This is a genomic window from Pseudomonas sp. KCJK9016 (assembly GCF_046231795.1).
GTDB lineage: Bacteria > Pseudomonadota > Gammaproteobacteria > Pseudomonadales > Pseudomonadaceae > Aquipseudomonas > Aquipseudomonas bananamidigenes.
Genome location: NZ_JBJJMM010000033.1, coordinates 39,595 through 57,619, shown reverse-complemented (window position 1 = coordinate 57,619; position 18,025 = coordinate 39,595). Strand labels below are relative to the sequence as shown.

15 protein-coding genes are annotated in these 18,025 nt (G+C 60.3%); 9 read left to right on the top strand and 6 right to left on the bottom strand.

What is annotated here, in order from left to right; genetic code table 11:
- Nucleotides 1–247: 247 nt before the first annotated feature.
- From ccoM to ACK6BI_RS24770, 3 genes are all read right to left on the bottom strand, one after another.
- On the bottom strand, nucleotides 248–364 hold the full coding sequence (ccoM, locus tag ACK6BI_RS24780) for a cytochrome c oxidase subunit CcoM (RefSeq protein ID WP_007959205.1): 117 nt from the start codon (nucleotides 362–364) through the stop codon (nucleotides 248–250).
- Between the two features lie 145 nt (nucleotides 365–509).
- Entirely contained in the window at nucleotides 510–671 is a 162-nt protein-coding gene (locus ACK6BI_RS24775) for a hypothetical protein (protein WP_260522495.1), read from the bottom strand.
- 148 nt (nucleotides 672–819) lie between these two features.
- On the bottom strand, nucleotides 820–1,161 hold the full coding sequence (locus tag ACK6BI_RS24770) for an aspartate-semialdehyde dehydrogenase (protein ID WP_065259630.1): 342 nt from the start codon (nucleotides 1,159–1,161) through the stop codon (nucleotides 820–822).
- Nucleotides 1,162–1,401: 240 nt separating this feature from the next.
- Between ACK6BI_RS24770 and rapA the strand changes: the two genes are divergently transcribed.
- A complete protein-coding gene (rapA, locus tag ACK6BI_RS24765) occupies nucleotides 1,402–4,248 on the top strand; it encodes an RNA polymerase-associated protein RapA (RefSeq protein ID WP_409319142.1) in 2,847 nt (948 codons plus the stop codon).
- A gap of 186 nt (nucleotides 4,249–4,434) precedes the next feature.
- Here the strand turns inward: rapA and ACK6BI_RS24760 are convergent, their stop codons facing one another.
- A complete protein-coding gene (locus ACK6BI_RS24760; protein ID WP_409319141.1) occupies nucleotides 4,435–5,784 on the bottom strand; it encodes a spinster family MFS transporter in 1,350 nt (449 codons plus the stop codon).
- A gap of 301 nt (nucleotides 5,785–6,085) precedes the next feature.
- Here ACK6BI_RS24760 and ACK6BI_RS24755 point away from each other — a divergent pair, with 301 nt between their 5' ends.
- Entirely contained in the window at nucleotides 6,086–6,439 is a 354-nt protein-coding gene (locus tag ACK6BI_RS24755; protein ID WP_065261014.1) for a YkgJ family cysteine cluster protein, read from the top strand.
- A gap of 148 nt (nucleotides 6,440–6,587) precedes the next feature.
- Nucleotides 6,588–8,870: a putative bifunctional diguanylate cyclase/phosphodiesterase gene (locus tag ACK6BI_RS24750; RefSeq protein ID WP_409319140.1), complete on the top strand. Its 2,283-nt coding sequence runs from the start codon at nucleotides 6,588–6,590 to the stop codon at nucleotides 8,868–8,870.
- Here ACK6BI_RS24750 and ACK6BI_RS24745 read toward each other — a convergent pair.
- Nucleotides 8,761–9,657: an NAD(P)-dependent oxidoreductase gene (locus ACK6BI_RS24745; protein ID WP_409319139.1), complete on the bottom strand. Its 897-nt coding sequence runs from the start codon at nucleotides 9,655–9,657 to the stop codon at nucleotides 8,761–8,763. The two genes, ACK6BI_RS24750 and ACK6BI_RS24745, sit on opposite strands and share 110 nt — an antisense overlap.
- Before the next feature lie 197 nt (nucleotides 9,658–9,854).
- Here ACK6BI_RS24745 and ACK6BI_RS24740 point away from each other — a divergent pair, with 197 nt between their 5' ends.
- Nucleotides 9,855–12,056, top strand: a complete 2,202-nt coding sequence (locus tag ACK6BI_RS24740) for a hypothetical protein (protein ID WP_260522489.1) — start codon at nucleotides 9,855–9,857, stop codon at nucleotides 12,054–12,056.
- 294 nt (nucleotides 12,057–12,350) lie between these two features.
- Here ACK6BI_RS24740 and ACK6BI_RS24735 read toward each other — a convergent pair whose 3' ends face one another.
- Complete coding sequence (locus tag ACK6BI_RS24735; RefSeq protein WP_409319138.1) at nucleotides 12,351–12,656, bottom strand: DUF2288 domain-containing protein; 306 nt, start codon at nucleotides 12,654–12,656, stop codon at nucleotides 12,351–12,353.
- A gap of 352 nt (nucleotides 12,657–13,008) precedes the next feature.
- On the opposite strand from ACK6BI_RS24735, the gene ACK6BI_RS24730 reads away from it, so the two are divergent.
- The 5 genes from ACK6BI_RS24730 (at nucleotide 13,009) to ACK6BI_RS24710 (ending at nucleotide 18,010) form a co-directional block, all read left to right on the top strand.
- Complete coding sequence (locus ACK6BI_RS24730; protein ID WP_409319137.1) at nucleotides 13,009–14,136, top strand: branched-chain amino acid ABC transporter substrate-binding protein; 1,128 nt, start codon at nucleotides 13,009–13,011, stop codon at nucleotides 14,134–14,136.
- Nucleotides 14,137–14,367: 231 nt separating this feature from the next.
- The gene (gene livH, locus ACK6BI_RS24725; RefSeq protein ID WP_065261020.1) at nucleotides 14,368–15,291 is read left to right on the top strand and encodes a high-affinity branched-chain amino acid ABC transporter permease LivH; all 924 of its coding nucleotides are present in this window, start codon (nucleotides 14,368–14,370) and stop codon (nucleotides 15,289–15,291) included.
- Nucleotides 15,288–16,544: a high-affinity branched-chain amino acid ABC transporter permease LivM gene (locus tag ACK6BI_RS24720; RefSeq protein ID WP_065261021.1), complete on the top strand. Its 1,257-nt coding sequence runs from the start codon at nucleotides 15,288–15,290 to the stop codon at nucleotides 16,542–16,544. The genes livH and ACK6BI_RS24720 overlap by 4 nt, the downstream gene beginning before the upstream one ends.
- Nucleotides 16,541–17,308, top strand: a complete 768-nt coding sequence (gene livG, locus ACK6BI_RS24715) for a high-affinity branched-chain amino acid ABC transporter ATP-binding protein LivG (RefSeq protein ID WP_007969480.1) — start codon at nucleotides 16,541–16,543, stop codon at nucleotides 17,306–17,308. The genes ACK6BI_RS24720 and livG overlap by 4 nt, the downstream gene beginning before the upstream one ends.
- Complete coding sequence (locus ACK6BI_RS24710) at nucleotides 17,309–18,010, top strand: ABC transporter ATP-binding protein (protein WP_065261022.1); 702 nt, start codon at nucleotides 17,309–17,311, stop codon at nucleotides 18,008–18,010. It abuts the gene before it with no gap.
- Nucleotides 18,011–18,025 lie beyond the last annotated feature (15 nt).

The window sequence follows — 18,025 nt, the reverse complement described above, 5'->3', positions numbered from 1 at the left end:
AGGGACCCCGAGCCTCAGCGAGCGGGCCGAACGTAGGAGCAAGCGTTTTTTTGCTTACTTTTTTTAGGCGTTTGTAAAAAAAGTGAGTCGCCGTAAGGGCGAAACCGCCAGTAGCAACAGCCAAAGAAACGGATATTCACCCAAAACAACCCACAGCATGGTCGGCCCAAAGGCCGCCAAGAAGACAAAAAAAAAGGGCAACCGAAGTTGCCCAAAATGCCTTGCGTGCTCATCAAATCCGGAAGGACTAAGGCTTCTTGCGCTTATTCGCATCCTTCCAGATAAAAAATCCAAACCCTGCAAAAAACAGAACCATGAGCCCTACCGTCAGAACCCCGGCAAACACCACGTTATCGAAAAACATGACTGGCCTCCTGGCCCCTGCTTTGCTGCGATGGAGCTAAGTTAACCAATCAGGCAGGCGCAGGAATTGACCAGGATCAATACCGGTAAAGGTGCGGAGGAAAGGGAGGGAAAAACTGACCTGCATCAACGGATACAGGGGAAGATCAACGCTTTTTCGGTTTGTTTTTCGACTTTTTCTTCGGCTTTCCCAACGGCATGGCCTGTTCGAATGCCTTGCGCACTTCATTCAGACGTTTTTCGTTGAGGTCATGAACCCGCTTGGCGCGCTCAGTGTTGAGGTCGATCAGTTTGTCGTCTTGGCTCATGGCGTTCGGTGCATCGCTTGGACTGAATCACAACTGCCGGACCGCCGACAGGACTGCGCCAATAATGCGGCCTGGCGCCAGCGCTGACTAGCCATCAATAAGAGGGTTTACAACAAATCGTGTACTCAGGACGCCAGTCGGGGCGGCCTCAGATCTCGATATCGACCCACAAGCCCTGACGGGGTTGATCTTCCATCAGCGGCACCACCGGCACGGTGTTGTCGGCATTGAGTTCGGTGCCCGGCACCGCGAGGTGTTCCTGTGGATCTTCGTCGGCCTCGCGGCGACGACGGTCGCGCTCCTGCTGGCGGCGCTGTTCTTCGCGCAACAGCAGGCCGTCTTCTTCCGGGTCACGCTTTTGCAGGTCGATGGTGCTTTCATTGGAGCTTTCCTGCACCGGCACCACCGGAGGAATGTCCGGCCGCTGGCGGATCGGATCCTGCTGGGAGGTGATCGGCACGGCGCTCAGGGGGAGCATCGGTGGCAGCATATGAAGGGTCTCCTGTCAGCAGGCTATCGGCTGCGGCATCGGTGCCTTGAGCCATCGGTCGCAAACTTGTGACCGGGTTGGCACTCACAGGTGCCCTGGCTCTGCTTAAAACTGACAGATGACCGCATTTGCCCTCACTTGCAGCTTGCAAATGAAAGCTCGTCACTGCTCCTAATCCTTTGGCCTCAGGGCCTCATTCCGTTAAGATAGCCCGCTTTTTCAAGGTGGGAGTCAGGCAGCATGGCGCAGCAGTATCAACCGGGGCAACGCTGGATCAGTGACAGCGAAGCAGAGCTTGGTTTAGGCACCGTTCTGGCACAGGATGGCCGCTTGTTGACCGTGCTTTACCCGGCCACTGGCGAAACCCGCCAGTACGCGCTAAGGAATGCGCCCCTGACCCGCGTGCGATTCTCGCCGGGTGACTCCATTACCCACTTCGAAGGCTGGAAAATGACCGTGCGTGAAGTCGAGGATGCCAATGGCCTGCTTGTCTATCACGGCCTGAACGCCGGGAACGAAGCCGTTACCCTGCCGGAAACCCAGCTGTCGAACTTCATTCAGTTCCGTCTGGCCAGCGACCGCCTGTTCGCCGGCCAGATCGACCCGCTGTCGTGGTTTTCCCTGCGTTATCACACCCTGGAACACACCAGCCGCCAGCTGCAGTCCTCGCTGTGGGGTCTGGGTGGCGCGCGTGCACAACCGATCGCGCACCAGTTGCACATCGCCCGTGAAGTGGCCGACCGCATCGCGCCACGGGTATTGCTGGCGGACGAAGTGGGTCTGGGCAAGACCATCGAAGCGGGTCTGGTGATCCATCGTCAGCTCCTTTCGGGCCGCGCCAGCCGCGTACTGATCCTGGTGCCGGAAAACCTCCAGCACCAATGGCTGGTGGAAATGCGTCGCCGTTTCAACCTGCAGGTCGCACTGTTCGACGAAGAGCGCTTCATCGAAAGCGATGCGTCCAACCCGTTCGAAGACACCCAGCTGGCTCTGGTGGCGCTGGAGTGGCTGGTCGATGACGAGAAGGCCCAGGACGCGCTGTTCGCCGCCGGCTGGGACCTGATGGTCGTCGACGAAGCACACCACCTGGTCTGGCACGAAGATAAAGTCAGCCCGGAATATTCGCTGGTCGAGCAACTGGCCGAAACCATCCCCGGTGTACTGCTGCTCACCGCCACCCCGGAACAACTCGGTCAGGACAGCCACTTCGCCCGTTTGCGCCTGCTCGACCCGAACCGCTTCCATGACCTGGCCGCCTTCCGTGCCGAAAGCGAGAACTATCGCCCGGTGGCCGAAGCCGTTCAGGAATTGCTGGACAAGGGCCGCCTCTCGGCTGAAGCGCACAAGACCATCCACGGTTTCCTCGGCAACGAAGGTGAAGCCCTGCTCACCGCCGTCAACGATGGCGACACCGAAGCCAGCGCCCGCCTCGTGCGTGAGCTGCTCGACCGCCACGGCACCGGCCGCGTGCTGTTTCGCAACACCCGTGCCGCCGTACAGGGTTTCCCGGAGCGCAAGCTGCATCCATACCCGCTGCCGTGCCCGGACGAATACCTCGAACTGCCGCTGGGCGATCACGCCGAGCTGTACCCGGAGGTCAGCTTCCAGGCCCAGCCGGACGCCGGCGAAGAAGAACGCTGGTGGAAATTCGACCCGCGCGTCGAGTGGCTGATCGATCAGTTGAAAATGCTCAAGCGCACCAAAGTGCTGGTGATCTGCGCCCACGCCGAAACCGCGATGGATCTGGAAGACGCCCTGCGCGTACGCTCCGGCATCCCGGCGACGGTGTTCCATGAAGGCATGAGCATCCTCGAACGTGACCGCGCCGCCGCCTACTTCGCCGACGAGGAGTTCGGCGCGCAGGTACTGATCTGTTCGGAGATCGGCAGCGAAGGCCGCAACTTCCAGTTCGCACATCATCTGGTGCTGTTCGATCTGCCGTCGCACCCGGACCTGCTGGAACAGCGGATCGGCCGTCTGGACCGGATCGGCCAGAAGCACACCATCGAACTGCATGTGCCCTACCTGGAAACCAGCCCGCAAGAACGCCTGTTCCAGTGGTACCACGAAGCGCTGAACGCGTTCCTCAATACCTGCCCGACCGGCAACGCCTTGCAGCATCAGTTCGGCCCGCGCCTGCTGCCGCTGCTTGAAGCGGCGGATGACGGCGAGTGGCAAGCCCTGATCGATGAGGCACGCCGCGAGCGCGAGCGTCTGGAAGCCGAGCTGCACACAGGCCGTGACCGCCTGCTGGAACTCAACTCCGGCGGCGCCGGTGAAGGTGAAGCACTGGTCGAGGCGATTCTGGAACAGGACGACCAGTTCGCCCTGCCGATCTACATGGAAACCCTGTTCGACGCATTCGGCATCGACAGCGAAGACCATTCGGAAAACGCCCTGATCCTCAAGCCGAGCGAAAAAATGCTCGACGCCAGTTTCCCGCTGGGCGATGACGAAGGCGTGACCATCACCTACGACCGCAACCAGGCGCTGTCGCGCGAAGACATGCAATTCATCACCTGGGAACACCCGATGGTGCAGGGCGGCATGGACCTGGTGCTGTCCGGCTCGATGGGCAACACCGCTGTCGCACTGATCAAGAACAAGGCGCTCAAACCAGGCACCGTGCTGCTGGAACTGCTGTACGTCAGCGAAGTGGTGGCTCCCCGTTCGCTGCAACTGGGCCGTTACCTGCCACCGGCCGCCCTGCGCTGCCTGCTTGATGCCAACGGCAACGACCTGTCGGCCCGGGTGGCGTTCGAAACCCTGAACGATCAACTGGAAAGCGTGCCACGCGCCAGCGCCAACAAGTTCATCCAGGCTCAGCGCGATCAGTTGACACCACGGATCAACGCCGGTGAACAAAAGGTCACCCCGCGCCATGCCGAGCGCGTGGCCGAGGCCCGCCGCCGTCTGGCGGCGGACACCGACGAAGAACTGGCGCGCCTGACCGCCCTGCAGGCGGTCAACCCGACCGTACGCGACAGCGAACTGGTTGCCCTGCGCGAACAGCGCGAGCAAGGCCTGGCCATGCTCGACAAGGCTGCGCTGCGACTGGAAGCGATCCGGGTGCTGGTGGCGGGTTAAGCCGTCCTGCTCCACCGCCACACATGAAAAGGCCCGCAGCGATGCGGGCCTTTTTGTTTGCCTGAAATGCATTGATTGATGCAGATGGCCCTTCGCGAGCAGGCTCGCTCCCACAGTGATCCGAGTCGTTCACAAATTATGTGGTCGCCGTAAAGCCTGTGGGAGCGAGCCTGCTCGCGAAGGCGATTATGCAGTCACCGCTGCGCGATCCGGCTCCACCACTGCCGACATCCCCGCCTTCATCCGCTTGGCATCCCGCACAAAACACCGCGACGCCAGAAACAGAAATAGCATCGTGAACAACAGCGCCACCGGGATCAGGTACATCGCGTCATGCAGGCCGATCGCCTTGAAGGCCTCGGTCATCTGTTCGGCGCCCGCCGCCGCCATGGCCGATTTCGCGAAATGATCGGACAGGCCGCCCACCACAACAGGCCCCAGGCCACCGCCCAGCAGGTACAGCCCGGCAAAGAACAACGCCATCGCCGTAGCCCGCAGGCGCGGTTCGACCACGTCCTGAATCGCCGTGTAAACGCAGGTGTAGAAGTTGTAGGCAAACAGCCAGCCAACACTGAACAGCGCCACAAAGACACCGATCTCGATCCGGCCGGCATGCAGTGCCCAGGCGGTGCAGACGGTGGAAATGATCAGGCTGAACGCCGCAAACAACAGGCGCCCGTTAGCCACACGCTGGTGGATCTTGTCAGCGATCCAGCCGCCGAGCGTCAAACCGATCAGCCCGGTCACTCCGACGATCAGCCCGGTGGCCACCGCCGCTTCCTGCAACGGCATCAGGAAATAACGTTGCAGCATCGGCACCAGGAACGAGTTGCAGGCATAGGTTGCAAAGTTGAAGCACAACCCCGCCAGCACCAGCCACAGGAACGTCGGGACCGCCAGCACCCGGCGGATCGGCTTGTCGACCTTCTCTTGCGATACCGGCACGGTTTCCGCCGCGCCACGTCTGGGTTCCTTGATGAAGAACATAAACACCGCGAGCAGCAACCCCGGCACCGCGGCGATAAAGAAGGGCGCACGCCAGCTGTCGAACGCCTTGACCATCGCGCCAATGGTGAAGAACGCCAGCAGCAGCCCCAACGGCAGGCCCAGCATGAAGATGCCCATGGCCCGCGCGCGGCGGTGGGCCGGGAACAGATCACCGATCAATGAGTTGGCCGCAGGCGCGTAACTGGCCTCACCGATACCGATGCCCATGCGCACCAGCAGGAAACTCCAGAAACTGCCGACCAGGCCGTTGACTGCCGTCAGCGCGCTCCAGGTCGCCAGCCCCCAGCCCATCAGTTTGCTGCGCGAGCCGGTGTCGGCCAGACGCCCCAGCGGCAGGCCGGCAATGGCATAGACGATGGTGAACGCGGTACCGACGATGCCCAGCTGAAAGTCGCTGAGGTGCCATTCCATGCGGATCGGCTCGATGATGATCGCCGGGATGGTGCGATCGAAGAAATTGAACAGGTTGGCAAGGAACAACAGGAACAGAATGCGCCAGGCATTCGCCGCTTGGGTCGAGTTCTGCATGGGTCCGTCTCTTTTATTGTCATGGGGCTTCACTGCCGACGCATCCGAGCCCGGAACCTGCAATCTAGTCATCGCAATCGGGGCTGTCTGTGATCATTCGCCAGCCTGATATCCGCCCATGGCACTGTAACGAAACGTAAGCCCTTGATAAGCCTCGAATCCCCCGAAAACCGGGGCTTTTGCGAAAAATCCGGCAATGAAAAAATACTTTCTCGCCCCCCTTCCCAACGCCGTTGCAAAGCCTAGAATGGCCGCCGGATCCGTCCGGATCCTCCCGATCAATCCCTTTGATGCCCCTCACATGTCCGATGTCAGTCCGTGTCTGAATTGCGGTGCCTGCTGTTCTCATTTTCGTGTGTCATTTTTCTGGGGGGAATGCGCATCCTCCGGCGGGACCGTCCCCGATGAGCTGGTCACCCAGATCACGCCGAGCCGGGTTGCCATGATCGGTACCGACCGCAAGGCCCCGCGCTGCACTGCGCTGGAGGGCGAAGTCGGCAAGGCGGTGAGTTGCACGATCTACGACAAGCGTTCGAGCCCCTGCCGGGAATTCGAGGCGTCGTGGGAAAACGGCGTGCAGAACATCGACTGCGACAAGGCCCGCGCCCGCTTCGGCCTGCCCCCGCTGCAACCGCACTGGAACGAGGTCGCCTGAGCCTTAGCGCCAATCGCTATGGCGCTCATGCCAAAATCATTAGAACCAATGTGCCACCATCGCTTGCACCGCGAAATCGACCTCTATACTCCTCTCATTCGCCTGCGTTCATGACGCAGTCAGGAAGCACTCAGAGACGGGGCATGCTATGGAGTGGCTTGGTTTGCAGTTTGTTACCGAGCTGCCGCACAGCGGGCAGATCATTCTCAATTGCACACACAATCCCTTGCTGGTGCTGGTCGCCTATCTGGTGGCCTGCGCCGCAAGTTTCGCCACCCTCGACATGGCCGAACGCGTCGGCCACGCCGAAGACCCCGGATCGCGCAGAATCTGGCGCTGGATCGGCGCCACTTGCCTGGCCGGTGGCAGCTGGGCGATGCATTTCATCAGCATGCTGGCGTTCCAGACCCCCATCGACATCCAGTACGACCTGTCCATCACCCTGTTTTCCCTGCTGATCGCAGTGCTGGCCTCCTGGCTGGCGATGCACACCCTGAGTGAACCGCAACCCAGTCTGCTGCCATACCTGAAGACGGCCATCGTCATTGGCGCAGGCATTGCCGGCATGCACTATGTCGGCATGGCCGCCATGCAATCGCTGGCGACACCTTATTACGATCCGACCCTGTTCGGCCTCTCGATCCTGATTGCCATCGTCGCCAGTTTCGCCGCGCTGTGGGTCGCCGGGAATCTGCGCGAAGGCAGCGGCCTGCACAACCAGATGCTCAAATACGTGGCCACACTGATTCTCGGGGCCGGCATCATCAGCATGCACTTTACCGGCATGACCGCGTTGCAACTGGTCCTGCCGGAGGGGAGCATTCCTGCACTGAAAACCGATTCCAGCCATTTGCAACTGGGGCTCACCGTCGCCTTCATCACCCTGCTGATCCTCGGCAGCGCCATCAGCGCCGCACTGGCCGACAAGAAACTGCAGAACAAGGAGCAGGACCTGCGCCGGGTCAACATGCTGCTCAGCCAGCTCGATCAGGCGCGCATGTCGCTGCAACAGGCAGCCAATTACGACGCCCTGACCAACCTGATCAACCGTCGCGGGTTCAACCAGCTCTTCGCTGAGAAGCTCAGCCAGAAAGCCACCGAAGGCGGCATGCTCGCAGTGATGTTTCTCGACATCGATCATTTCAAACGCATCAACGACAGCCTCGGCCATGATGCCGGTGACGAACTGCTCAAAGTCATCGCCCGGCACATCAAAGGCTCGGTACGCGGGCACGAAGACGTAGTGGCACGTTTCGGCGGCGACGAATTCTGCATCCTGATCGGCCTGCGCGACCGCGAAGAGGCTCGCAACCTGGCCCAGCGCATCATGCTAAAGATGAAAGAGCCGATCGAACTGGCCGGGCGGCGCATGGTGATGACCACCAGCATCGGCATCAGCCTGTTTCCCGAGGACGGCACCACCTGCGAGGAGTTACTCAAGCACGCGGATCTGGCGCTGTATCAATCCAAGGGTGCCGGACGCAACGGTTTACATTTTTTCGATTCCAACCTGAAAAACCGCGCCAGCCAGGAACTGCAACTGGAGGAAGAACTGCGCCATGCCCTGCGCGAGGAGAACGGGCTGATGCTGTATTACCAGCCGATCTTCGAACTGAAGACCGGCAAGGTGACCAAGCTGGAGGCGCTGATTCGCTGGCAGCACCCGGTGCACGGCCTGCTGACGCCGGACCGCTTTATCACCATCGCGGAAAACAATGGGCTGATCGCCGAACTGGACAACTGGGTACTGCGCAAGGCCTGCGAGGACCTTGGTGAATTGTCGCGTCATGGCTGTGATGAGTTGAAGATCGCCTGGAACTGCTCTCCGCTGAACCTGGCGCGGGAGGAACTGGCCAATGAAATCGAACGGGCCTTGCACAGTGCCGGCGTCGCCCCCGAGCGACTGGAACTGGAAGTGACCGAAAACGCACTGATGGGCAACATCGCCAATACGCTGGTGCTGCTGCGGCAGATCCGTGCCTTGGGCGTATCCCTGTCGATCGATGATTTCGGCACCGGCTATTCCTCGCTCGCCTACCTCAAGCGTCTGCCGCTCAACACCCTGAAAGTCGACCGCTCGTTCATCCTCGATATTCCCAAGGCCACCGCCGACATGGAGATCGTCCAGGCGATCATCGTCATGGCGCACACCCTGCACCTGCAAGTGGTCACCGAAGGCGTCGAAAGCCTGGAGCAATACGAATTCCTCGAGCGTTCCGGCTGTGACTTCATACAGGGCTACCTGCTCAGCCGTCCGGTGCCGCTGGAGGAACTGCGGCCGGTCCTCGAGGAAATCAATCAGCGCAAACACGCCCACACGTTCAATCCGCTGAGTCTGGCCCGCGGTACATTTGCACCAGCGTCGATGGATCCTTCGCCAAAAAGCCCTGCGCCCCATGCAGGCGCATCAGTTGTGCGGCCAATCCGCTGACCGGCGTGGCCGAGCCTGCTTCGCGGGAAAACTTCACCGCCGTGTCGAGGTCCTTGAGCAACGTGCGTACATGCCATTTCACCGGCTCGAAACGGCTCTCGGCCATTTGCGGCGCGAGGATCTGCAACGGCTTCGAATCGGCAAAACCACCGGCCAGTGCTTCGGCGATCAGGCGGGCGTCGACCCCGGCCTGCTCGGCCAGCGCGACCACCTCGGCAATCACCAGCGCATTGCAGGCGACGATCATCTGGTTGCAAGCCTTGGTCACCTGACCTGCGCCGATGCCGCCCATATGCGTGACGCGCTGACCGAGGGTGAGCAATACCGGGCGCACCCGCTCCAGATCCGCCGCATCCCCACCAACCATGATTGCGAGACTGCCGGCCTCGGCACCGATCACACCACCGGAGACCGGTGAATCGAGCCAGGCCATGCCGGTCTTTTGCGCCAGTTCTGCTGCCATTTCGCGAGTCGCGGTCGGTTCCAGGCTGGAAAAATCCACCAGCAACTGACCATTTTCTGCGCCTTCGACCACACCCGCCGGGCCGAACACCACCTCGCGCACCACTGCCGTGTCAGCCAGGCACAGCATCACCACATCGGCGTGCCGGCAGAGCTCAGCGGGGCTCGCCACCTGCCGGGCGCCGGCCTCGACCAGCGGCGCGCATTTGTCCGGGTTGCGGTTCCACACGGTCAGCGGATAACCCGCCGCCAGCAGGCGGCGGCACATCGGCAGTCCCATCAGGCCGACTCCGGCAAACCCCAACGAAGGTAGCGTTGACATCATTTAGCCTCCTTTTGATTAAAGATCGCCGAATCATGGCCGATCCATCATCAATCAGGAAAGGATTCCCCCGTGCGGCACACAGGCCAAACCCCTGACGCACGGGCCAAATACGCGCAGTAAAAAGACGCGAGATCCCCATTCCGTGAGGCTCGACGACAGCGGTCGCCGAACCAACCAGTCCAGGTACATGGCGCACAATGACTTCCAAAAACAATCCGGCCACTGCGGTATCCGATCTGACCCTGAGCCCTGCAGCGAACAGCCCTGCCCCCATGAAGCCATTGCCGCCTTCCCGCCCTCTGGGCACCCAGCAATACCTGTATTTCACCGAAACCAACACCGACCGCATCCTCGACAACCTCGACGGCCTGCGTGACCTGGTGTTCCCGCGCCCGCCGCACCTGGAAGGCGACAACGAGCAACACAACGACCAGGAATTCCCGTCGGTGTGCCTGATCGGCCTCGGTCGCTGCGGCTCCAACATCGCCCTCGACGTGGCGGAGCTGGTGTACAACGCGCGCAAGTTCTACCTCAACGAATTCAACAACGAAGACCGCGCGGCTGACCGTCGCCTGGCCTCCGACAAAGGCTACAGCCCGGCTCAGTGGATCAAGCAGAACCTGCGGATCGGCCCGAACAAATCGACCAAACCGGTATTCCTGGTGGAACCGCTGGTGATGCTCGGCGACCTCGACAAGGACATCGCCGGGCGCATCCGTTTCTCGCGCAAGGGCGAGAAAAGCGGCTTCCTGCGCGACTACAGCAAAATGAAGATCATGGACTTGTCCGAAGTCCACGCCGGCGGCGCCGGTAACGCGCCGATCCTCGGCCAGTACCTGGCGAAGATCATCCTCAACAAGGACACCCAGCGTTTCTCCAGCCCTGACTGGAAAATGATCCACTCGTACCTGATCGACAGCTGCGGCATCAAGGCCAACCAGTCGCGTCTGTATTTCTCGATCTTCAGTGCCGGCGGCGGTACCGGTTCGGGCATGGCCTCGGAATTCGGCCTGGCCCAGCAGCACTCGTACATGAACAAGACGTTCGACACCAAGCCGATGGACGAGCATGACGGCAAGAGCGGTCATTCGTTCGTGTTCGAGCCGATCTTCACCAGCGGAATCTGCGTGCTGCCGAACATTTCCGACCACCGCAGCGAAATGTCCGAGGCGCTGCACATCAACGCCGGTCGGCTGTTGTGCAAATACTTGTCGGAAGAATGGGATTTCTCGTACAACTTCGCCAACGAAGACAGCAGCGAAGCCAGCGTCATGGGCCGTATCCGGCCATGGAACGCCATGATGCTGATCTCCAACGACATCATGCGTTACGCCGAAGAAAGCGATGACGGCAACATCCAGAACATTGACGTCAATGCGATGGAGAAGCACGCCAACCAGTACATCTCGCAGCAGATCTTCAACATTCTGACGGCGCAGGCGGTCACCACCGACTACGACCAGAACTACTTCCGGCGTGCCGGCATCGACATCGGCGAAACCATCCGCCTGGACGCCAACGACCTGTTCATGAGTCTGGCCGGCCCGGTCGCCATTGCCTACGCGGAATCGGTGGTGCCGGAAACACCGCCGCCGAGCAGCGACAAATTCAAGGTGTTCGACAAAGAGCCGCAGCGCCTGAACATCGACGACCTGTTCTTCCGCTCCATCGATCTGCCGCACTTCAACAAGGTGACCCAGGCCATCGAAGGCATCAGCCTGCTGCCGATCGAATCCAAGCGCTATCGTGCGTCGCTGGAGCAATACAAGAATTCCGGCTACGACGCCGCCGCGCTGCACGACCTGCACTTCTTCAAGAACTGCTCGTCGGTGGTCTCGATCGTCTCGCTGCCGAAAGACTACAAGCTGTCGTACATGGACCTGAACCGGCTGAAGACCCACCTCAACAGCCTGTTCCCCAACACCACACTCAAGCGTTACGCACTGGTCATCGGCGCCTCGGCCAACCTGTCGCTGACTACCCTGATCGCCAAGAGCCCGTGCCTGTCGGACGACTTCCTGACCCTGATCGTGGCCTTCATCAAGCGTTGCTTCGCGAAGAACCCGTACCGTTTCGACGAAACCCTCGACAACTCGATCCTCGACTTCATCATCAATGAAGAATTCGACGAGGAGCGCATCGACGACCTGCTCAACGAATTCGAAAATCCGGCGAAGATCCTCGATACCAACTGGTACGCGATCAAGCCGATGTACGAGAAGAAATACCGCGAGCTGATCAACGACAAGGAGAAGTTCGTCTCGATCAACGACATTCGCCTGTCGCGCGATTGCGTGAAGAAGTCGATCAAGTACCTGCGCGAGATCTACCGTCACCGGATCGGCAAGACCAAGGTCATTTCGCTCAACAACCACACCGGCAAGACTTACTCGGTCTGACACCGGACCGAGGCGACCCCGTCGCGAGCAGGCTCGCTCCCACATTGGAATTCATTTCCCTGTGGGAGCGAGCCTGCTCGCGAAGGGGGCCGCGAATTCCCTGAAGATTTCAGCCTTTCCAACATCCCGAAACAATTAAGCAGCCGTTAGGCTGCTTACTAAACTGTGCCCGTTACGTTTACGTCACCGTTATGCCACCCCTGCCTGTGGCATTTCTCTACGGCAACGTGCCATCACGCTACTCGGCTACACACTTTTCCTCGACCATCATGCGCACCAACAAGGTGCAACCCCTCAGGTCAACGCTCTTTCCTGGACCAGAATCCACGGACGGACCACCACCGCCCACATCTCGGGATCGCGCTCGAATATATCCAGCGCCCGCGTTTCAGACAGCTTGGCGACCTTGTCTTCGGCCAGCCAGGCAGCGACTTTCTCGCCCTGGTCCGATGCCACGGCCTCGGCCACGGCGATCAAATCCAGGTCGCCGTCGACCCACAATAGGGCACCCTGGGCGTAGAAGCGCTCCAGCTCTTTCCAGGTAATGGATGCGGTTTCACCAAGCAGCTTGGCATAGAGGGTGCTAGGTTCTTGATTCATGGGACTGTCCGGAAAAGAAATCGGCGCGAATGATAACGTCGGTGGTCCGGCAGAAAAACCCGGTAGCAAAAGGCTGTACCGAACGAAAAGCGCAGGAAAGCCAGGGAATGCTGACAAATGGGACATAAGCCCTCTGAAAGCCCCGCCGCAATTCTGTCTTTTTCTTTCATTAAAGCGACACCCTCAGGATTTGCCCCTTGGCGCCAGCTTCCCAGGCCAACAACCGGCGCTCTACACTGTACCGGTACAGTTGCCGGGGGCATTTCCGGAAGGTATCGCGAAGATACCCAGCCCGGTTCTGCTGCTACGGCGTCAGGACTCTAAAAAAATACAACAGCAAGAGTGGAGCACTATGACAAAGGCTACTAAGCAGATTTCCAAACTGTTTGCCGCAATGGTACTGGCCGGGGTGGCCAGCCATTCGTTCGCAGCCGACACCATCAAGATCGGCATCGCCGGCCCTAAAACCGGCCCGGTAGCCCAGTACGGCGACATGCAGTTCAGCGGCGCCAAAATGGCCATCGAGCAGATCAACGCCAAGGGCGGCGTCGACGGCAAGAAACTCGAAGCCGTTGAATACGATGACGCCTGCGATCCGAAACAAGCGGTAGCCGTAGCGAACAAGGTCGTCAACGACGGCGTCAAGTTCGTGGTCGGTCACCTGTGCTCCAGCTCCACTCAGCCTGCTTCCGACATTTACGAAGACGAAGGCGTGATCATGATCACCCCGGCTGCCACCAGCCCGGACATCACCAACCGTGGTTACAAAATGGTGTTCCGCACCATCGGTCTGGACAGCGCCCAGGGCCCTGCCGCCGGTAACTACATTGCCGATCACGTGAAGCCGAAAATCGTTGCCGTGCTGCACGACAAACAGCAATACGGCGAAGGCATCGCCACCGCCGTCAAGGCGACCCTGGAGAAGAAAGGCGTGAAAGTCGCCGTGTTCGAAGGCGTCAACGCCGGCGACAAGGACTTCTCCTCGATGATCTCCAAGCTCAAGCAAGCCAACGTCGACTTCGTCTACTACGGCGGCTACCACCCGGAGCTGGGTCTGATCCTGCGTCAAGCCCAGGAAAAAGGCCTGAAAGCCAAGTTCATGGGCCCGGAAGGCGTGGGCAACGACTCCATCTCGCAGATCGCCAAGGACGCTTCCGAAGGCCTGCTGGTGACCCTGCCGAAGTCCTTCGACCAGGATCCGGCCAACCAGAAACTGGCTGAAGACTTCAAGGCGAAGAAAGAAGACCCGAGCGGCCCGTTCGTGTTCCCGTCCTACTCGGCGGTCGAAGTGATTGCCGGCGGTATCACCGCTGCCAAATCCGAAGACCCTGCCAAAGTGGCCGCCGCCATTCACGCCGGTACCTTCAAGACCCCGACCGGCGACCTGAGCTTCGACGCCAAGGGCGACCTGAAGGACTTCAAGTTCGTGGTTTACGAGTGGCACTTCGGCAAACCTAAAACCGAAGTTTCGCCTCAGTAAGGCGCTGCCTGACTGACTGCCAATAAAGCCCACGGCGTGCCGTGGGCTTTGTTTTACGAATGTATTGGGCCGCGCTGGCGTGATCCGCCAGTCTCCCCACCTGAAAATCTCAAAACCGTCATCAGCGGTTCGCTGGCAAAACCCGGATTCGAAGTGGATGAAGATCCACGGGACCGGGTGGGAAAATGACTCCACCAGTGAAATGCGTATCAGGTTTTTAGGAGCGCTGTAATGCCTGACATCTATCACTTCTTCCAGCAGCTGGTTAATGGTCTGACCATTGGCAGCACGTATGCCCTGATCGCCATCGGCTATACGATGGTTTACGGCATCATTGGAATGATCAACTTCGCCCACGGCGAGGTGTACATGATCGGCTCCTACGTGGCGTTCATCGCCATTGCCGGGCTGGCCATGATGGGACTCGACAACGTCCCGCTGTTGATGACCGCGGCGTTCATCGCCAGCATCGTCGTCACCAGTTCCTACGGTTACAGCATCGAACGGATCGCCTACCGCCCCCTGCGCGGCAGCAACCGTCTGATCCCGCTGATTTCCGCCATCGGCATGTCGATCTTCCTGCAGAACACCGTTCTGCTGGCGCAAGACTCCAAGGACAAATCCATCCCCAACCTGATTCCCGGAAACTTTTCCATCGGGCCAGGTGGCGCACATGAAGTGCTGATTTCCTACATGCAGATCGTGGTGTTCGTGGTGACCCTGGTCGCCATGCTCGGCCTGACCCTGTTCATCTCCCGCTCTCGCCTCGGTCGCGCCTGCCGCGCCTGTGCCGAAGACATCAAGATGGCCAACCTGCTGGGCATCAACACCAACAACATCATCGCCCTGACCTTCGTCATCGGCGCCGCGCTGGCGGCTGTCGCTGCCGTATTGCTGAGCATGCAGTACGGCGTGATCAACCCGAACGCCGGTTTCCTCGTCGGCCTCAAGGCCTTCACCGCCGCGGTACTGGGCGGGATCGGCAGCATCCCCGGCGCCATGCTCGGCGGGTTGGTGCTCGGGGTGGCCGAAGCCTTTGGCGCCGATATCTTCGGCGACCAGTACAAGGACGTCGTGGCTTTCGGCTTGTTGGTTCTGGTGCTGTTGTTCCGTCCGACCGGCATTCTGGGCCGTCCGGAGGTTGAGAAAGTATGAACAGGAATCTTAAACAGGCACTCTTCAGTGCCTTGCTGGTGTGGGCCGTGGCCTACCCGGTACTGGGTCTGAAACTGACCATCGTCGGCATCAACCTCGAAGTGCATGGCACCAGCCCGGCCATCCTGGCGACCATCGCCGTGTGTTCGGTGCTGATGTTCCTGCGGGTGCTGTTCAACCAGCAGATCAGCAAGGCATGGAAATCCTCGCCGGGCCTGCCGCTGATCCCGGCCAAAGCCAGCAACTTCCTGACCCTGCCGACCACCCAGCGCTATATCATCATTGCGCTGATCCTCGGTGCACTGGTGTGGCCGTTCTTCGGCTCCCGTGGCGCGGTGGACATCGCGACGCTGATCCTGATCTACGTGATGCTCGGTCTCGGCCTGAACATCGTGGTCGGTCTGGCCGGTCTGCTCGACCTGGGTTACGTCGGTTTCTACGCCGTCGGTGCCTACAGTTACGCGCTGCTGTCGCACTACTACGGCCTGAGTTTCTGGATCTGCCTGCCGATCGCCGGCCTGATGTCGGCAACGTTCGGCTTCCTGCTGGGCTTCCCGGTCCTGCGTCTGCGCGGTGACTACCTGGCGATCGTGACCCTCGGTTTCGGGGAAATCATCCGTCTGTTCCTGCGCAACCTGACCGACATCACCGGTGGCCCGAACGGCATCAGCAACATCGAGAAGCCGACGTTCTTCGGTCTGACCTTCGAACGCAAGGCCGCGGAAGGCATGCAGACCTTCCACGAGTATTTCGGTCTGGAATACAACTCGATCAACAAGGTGATTTTCCTCTACCTGGTTGCCCTGCTGCTGGCGCTGGCCGCGCTGTTCATCATCAACCGCCTGCTGCGCATGCCGATCGGTCGTGCGTGGGAAGCGCTGCGTGAAGATGAGATCGCCTGCCGTGCGCTGGGTCTCAACCCCACCGTGATCAAGCTCTCGGCGTTCACCCTGGGTGCGAGCTTCGCCGGTTTCGCCGGCAGCTTCTTCGCCGCCCGTCAGGGACTGGTGACCCCGGAATCGTTCACCTTCATCGAGTCGGCGATCATCCTCGCCATCGTGGTGCTCGGTGGCATGGGCTCGCAGCTGGGCGTGATTCTCGCGGCCGTGGTGATGATCCTGTTGCCGGAAATGATGCGTGAATTCAGCGAATACCGAATGCTGATGTTCGGTGCCCTGATGGTGTTGATGATGATCTGGCGTCCACAAGGTCTGCTGCCGATGCAACGCCCACACATGGAGTTGCGAAAATGAGCCGCGAGATCCTTAAAGTCGAAAACCTGAGCATGCGCTTCGGCGGCCTGCTGGCAGTCAATGGCGTGGCCCTGACCGTCAAGGAAAAACAAGTGGTGGCACTGATCGGGCCGAACGGCGCGGGCAAGACCACCGTGTTCAACTGCCTGACCGGTTTCTATCAGCCGTCGGGCGGCAGCATCCTGCTGGATGGTGAGCCGATCCAGGGCCTGCCAGGGCACAAGATCGCCCTCAAGGGCGTGGTGCGCACCTTCCAGAACGTGCGGTTGTTCAAGGACATGACGGCGGTAGAGAACCTGCTGATCGCCCAGCATCGTCACCTGAACACCAACTTCCTGTCCGGCCTGTTCAAGACCCCGGCGTTCCGCAAGAGCGAGCGCGAGGCCATGGAATACGCCGAATACTGGCTGGAAAAGGTCAATCTGAAAGAGTTCGCCAACCGTACCGCCGGCACCCTGGCGTATGGTCAGCAGCGCCGTCTGGAAATCGCCCGCTGCATGATGACCCGTCCGCGAATTCTCATGCTCGACGAACCGGCCGCCGGTCTGAACCCGAAGGAAACCGAAGACCTCAAGGCGCTGATCAGCGTGCTGCGTGAGGAGCACAACGTCACGGTGCTGCTGATCGAACACGACATGAAACTGGTCATGAGCATTTCCGACCACATCGTCGTGATCAACCAGGGGACGCCTCTGGCCGACGGCACGCCGGAACAGATCCGCGACAATCCTGAAGTGATCAAAGCCTACCTGGGGGAAGCGTAAATGCTGCAGTTCGAAAACGTTTCCACCTTCTACGGCAAGATCCAGGCCCTGCACAGCGTCAACGTCGAAGTCCGCCAGGGCGAGATCGTGACGCTGATCGGCGCCAACGGTGCCGGCAAGTCCACGCTGCTGATGACGCTTTGCGGATCGCCCCAGGCCCACAGCGGCAGCATCCGCTACATGGGTGAGGAACTGGTCGGCCAGGACTCGTCGCAGATCATGCGCAAGAGCATCGCCGTGGTGCCGGAAGGCCGTCGGGTGTTTGCCCGTCTGACCGTCGAAGAAAACCTGTCCATGGGCGGATTCTTCACCAACAAGGGCGACTATCAGGAACAGATGGACAAGGTTCTCGGACTTTTCCCACGCCTGAAAGAGCGTTTCAACCAGCGCGGCGGCACCATGTCCGGCGGCGAACAGCAAATGCTCGCCATCGGCCGTGCGCTGATGAGCAAGCCCAAACTGCTGCTGCTCGACGAGCCGTCGCTGGGCCTGGCGCCGATCATCATCCAGCAGATCTTCGACATCATCGAACAGCTGCGCAAGGACGGTGTAACGGTGTTCCTGGTCGAGCAGAACGCCAACCAGGCGCTGAAAATCGCCGACCGCGCCTACGTTCTGGAGAACGGCCGGGTGGTGATGCAAGGCACCGGTGAAGCACTGCTGACCGACCCGAAAGTGCGCGAGGCGTACCTCGGCGGTTGATGGATCGCTTCAAAC

What these genes read in the sequence shown, in the direction of transcription:
- ccoM (WP_007959205.1), bottom strand. Translation starts at nt 364, where the DNA reads ATGTTTTTCGATAACGTGGTGTTTGCCGGGGTTCTGACGGTAGGGCTC.
- ACK6BI_RS24775 (WP_260522495.1), bottom strand. Translation starts at nt 671, where the DNA reads ATGAGCCAAGACGACAAACTGATCGACCTCAACACTGAGCGCGCCAAG.
- ACK6BI_RS24770 (WP_065259630.1), bottom strand. Translation starts at nt 1,161, where the DNA reads ATGCTGCCACCGATGCTCCCCCTGAGCGCCGTGCCGATCACCTCCCAG.
- rapA (WP_409319142.1), top strand. Translation starts at nt 1,402, where the DNA reads ATGGCGCAGCAGTATCAACCGGGGCAACGCTGGATCAGTGACAGCGAA.
- ACK6BI_RS24760 (WP_409319141.1), bottom strand. Translation starts at nt 5,784, where the DNA reads ATGCAGAACTCGACCCAAGCGGCGAATGCCTGGCGCATTCTGTTCCTG.
- ACK6BI_RS24755 (WP_065261014.1), top strand. Translation starts at nt 6,086, where the DNA reads ATGTCCGATGTCAGTCCGTGTCTGAATTGCGGTGCCTGCTGTTCTCAT.
- ACK6BI_RS24750 (WP_409319140.1), top strand. Translation starts at nt 6,588, where the DNA reads ATGGAGTGGCTTGGTTTGCAGTTTGTTACCGAGCTGCCGCACAGCGGG.
- ACK6BI_RS24745 (WP_409319139.1), bottom strand. Translation starts at nt 9,657, where the DNA reads ATGATGTCAACGCTACCTTCGTTGGGGTTTGCCGGAGTCGGCCTGATG.
- ACK6BI_RS24740 (WP_260522489.1), top strand. Translation starts at nt 9,855, where the DNA reads ATGACTTCCAAAAACAATCCGGCCACTGCGGTATCCGATCTGACCCTG.
- ACK6BI_RS24735 (WP_409319138.1), bottom strand. Translation starts at nt 12,656, where the DNA reads ATGAATCAAGAACCTAGCACCCTCTATGCCAAGCTGCTTGGTGAAACC.
- ACK6BI_RS24730 (WP_409319137.1), top strand. Translation starts at nt 13,009, where the DNA reads ATGACAAAGGCTACTAAGCAGATTTCCAAACTGTTTGCCGCAATGGTA.
- livH (WP_065261020.1), top strand. Translation starts at nt 14,368, where the DNA reads ATGCCTGACATCTATCACTTCTTCCAGCAGCTGGTTAATGGTCTGACC.
- ACK6BI_RS24720 (WP_065261021.1), top strand. Translation starts at nt 15,288, where the DNA reads ATGAACAGGAATCTTAAACAGGCACTCTTCAGTGCCTTGCTGGTGTGG.
- livG (WP_007969480.1), top strand. Translation starts at nt 16,541, where the DNA reads ATGAGCCGCGAGATCCTTAAAGTCGAAAACCTGAGCATGCGCTTCGGC.
- ACK6BI_RS24710 (WP_065261022.1), top strand. Translation starts at nt 17,309, where the DNA reads ATGCTGCAGTTCGAAAACGTTTCCACCTTCTACGGCAAGATCCAGGCC.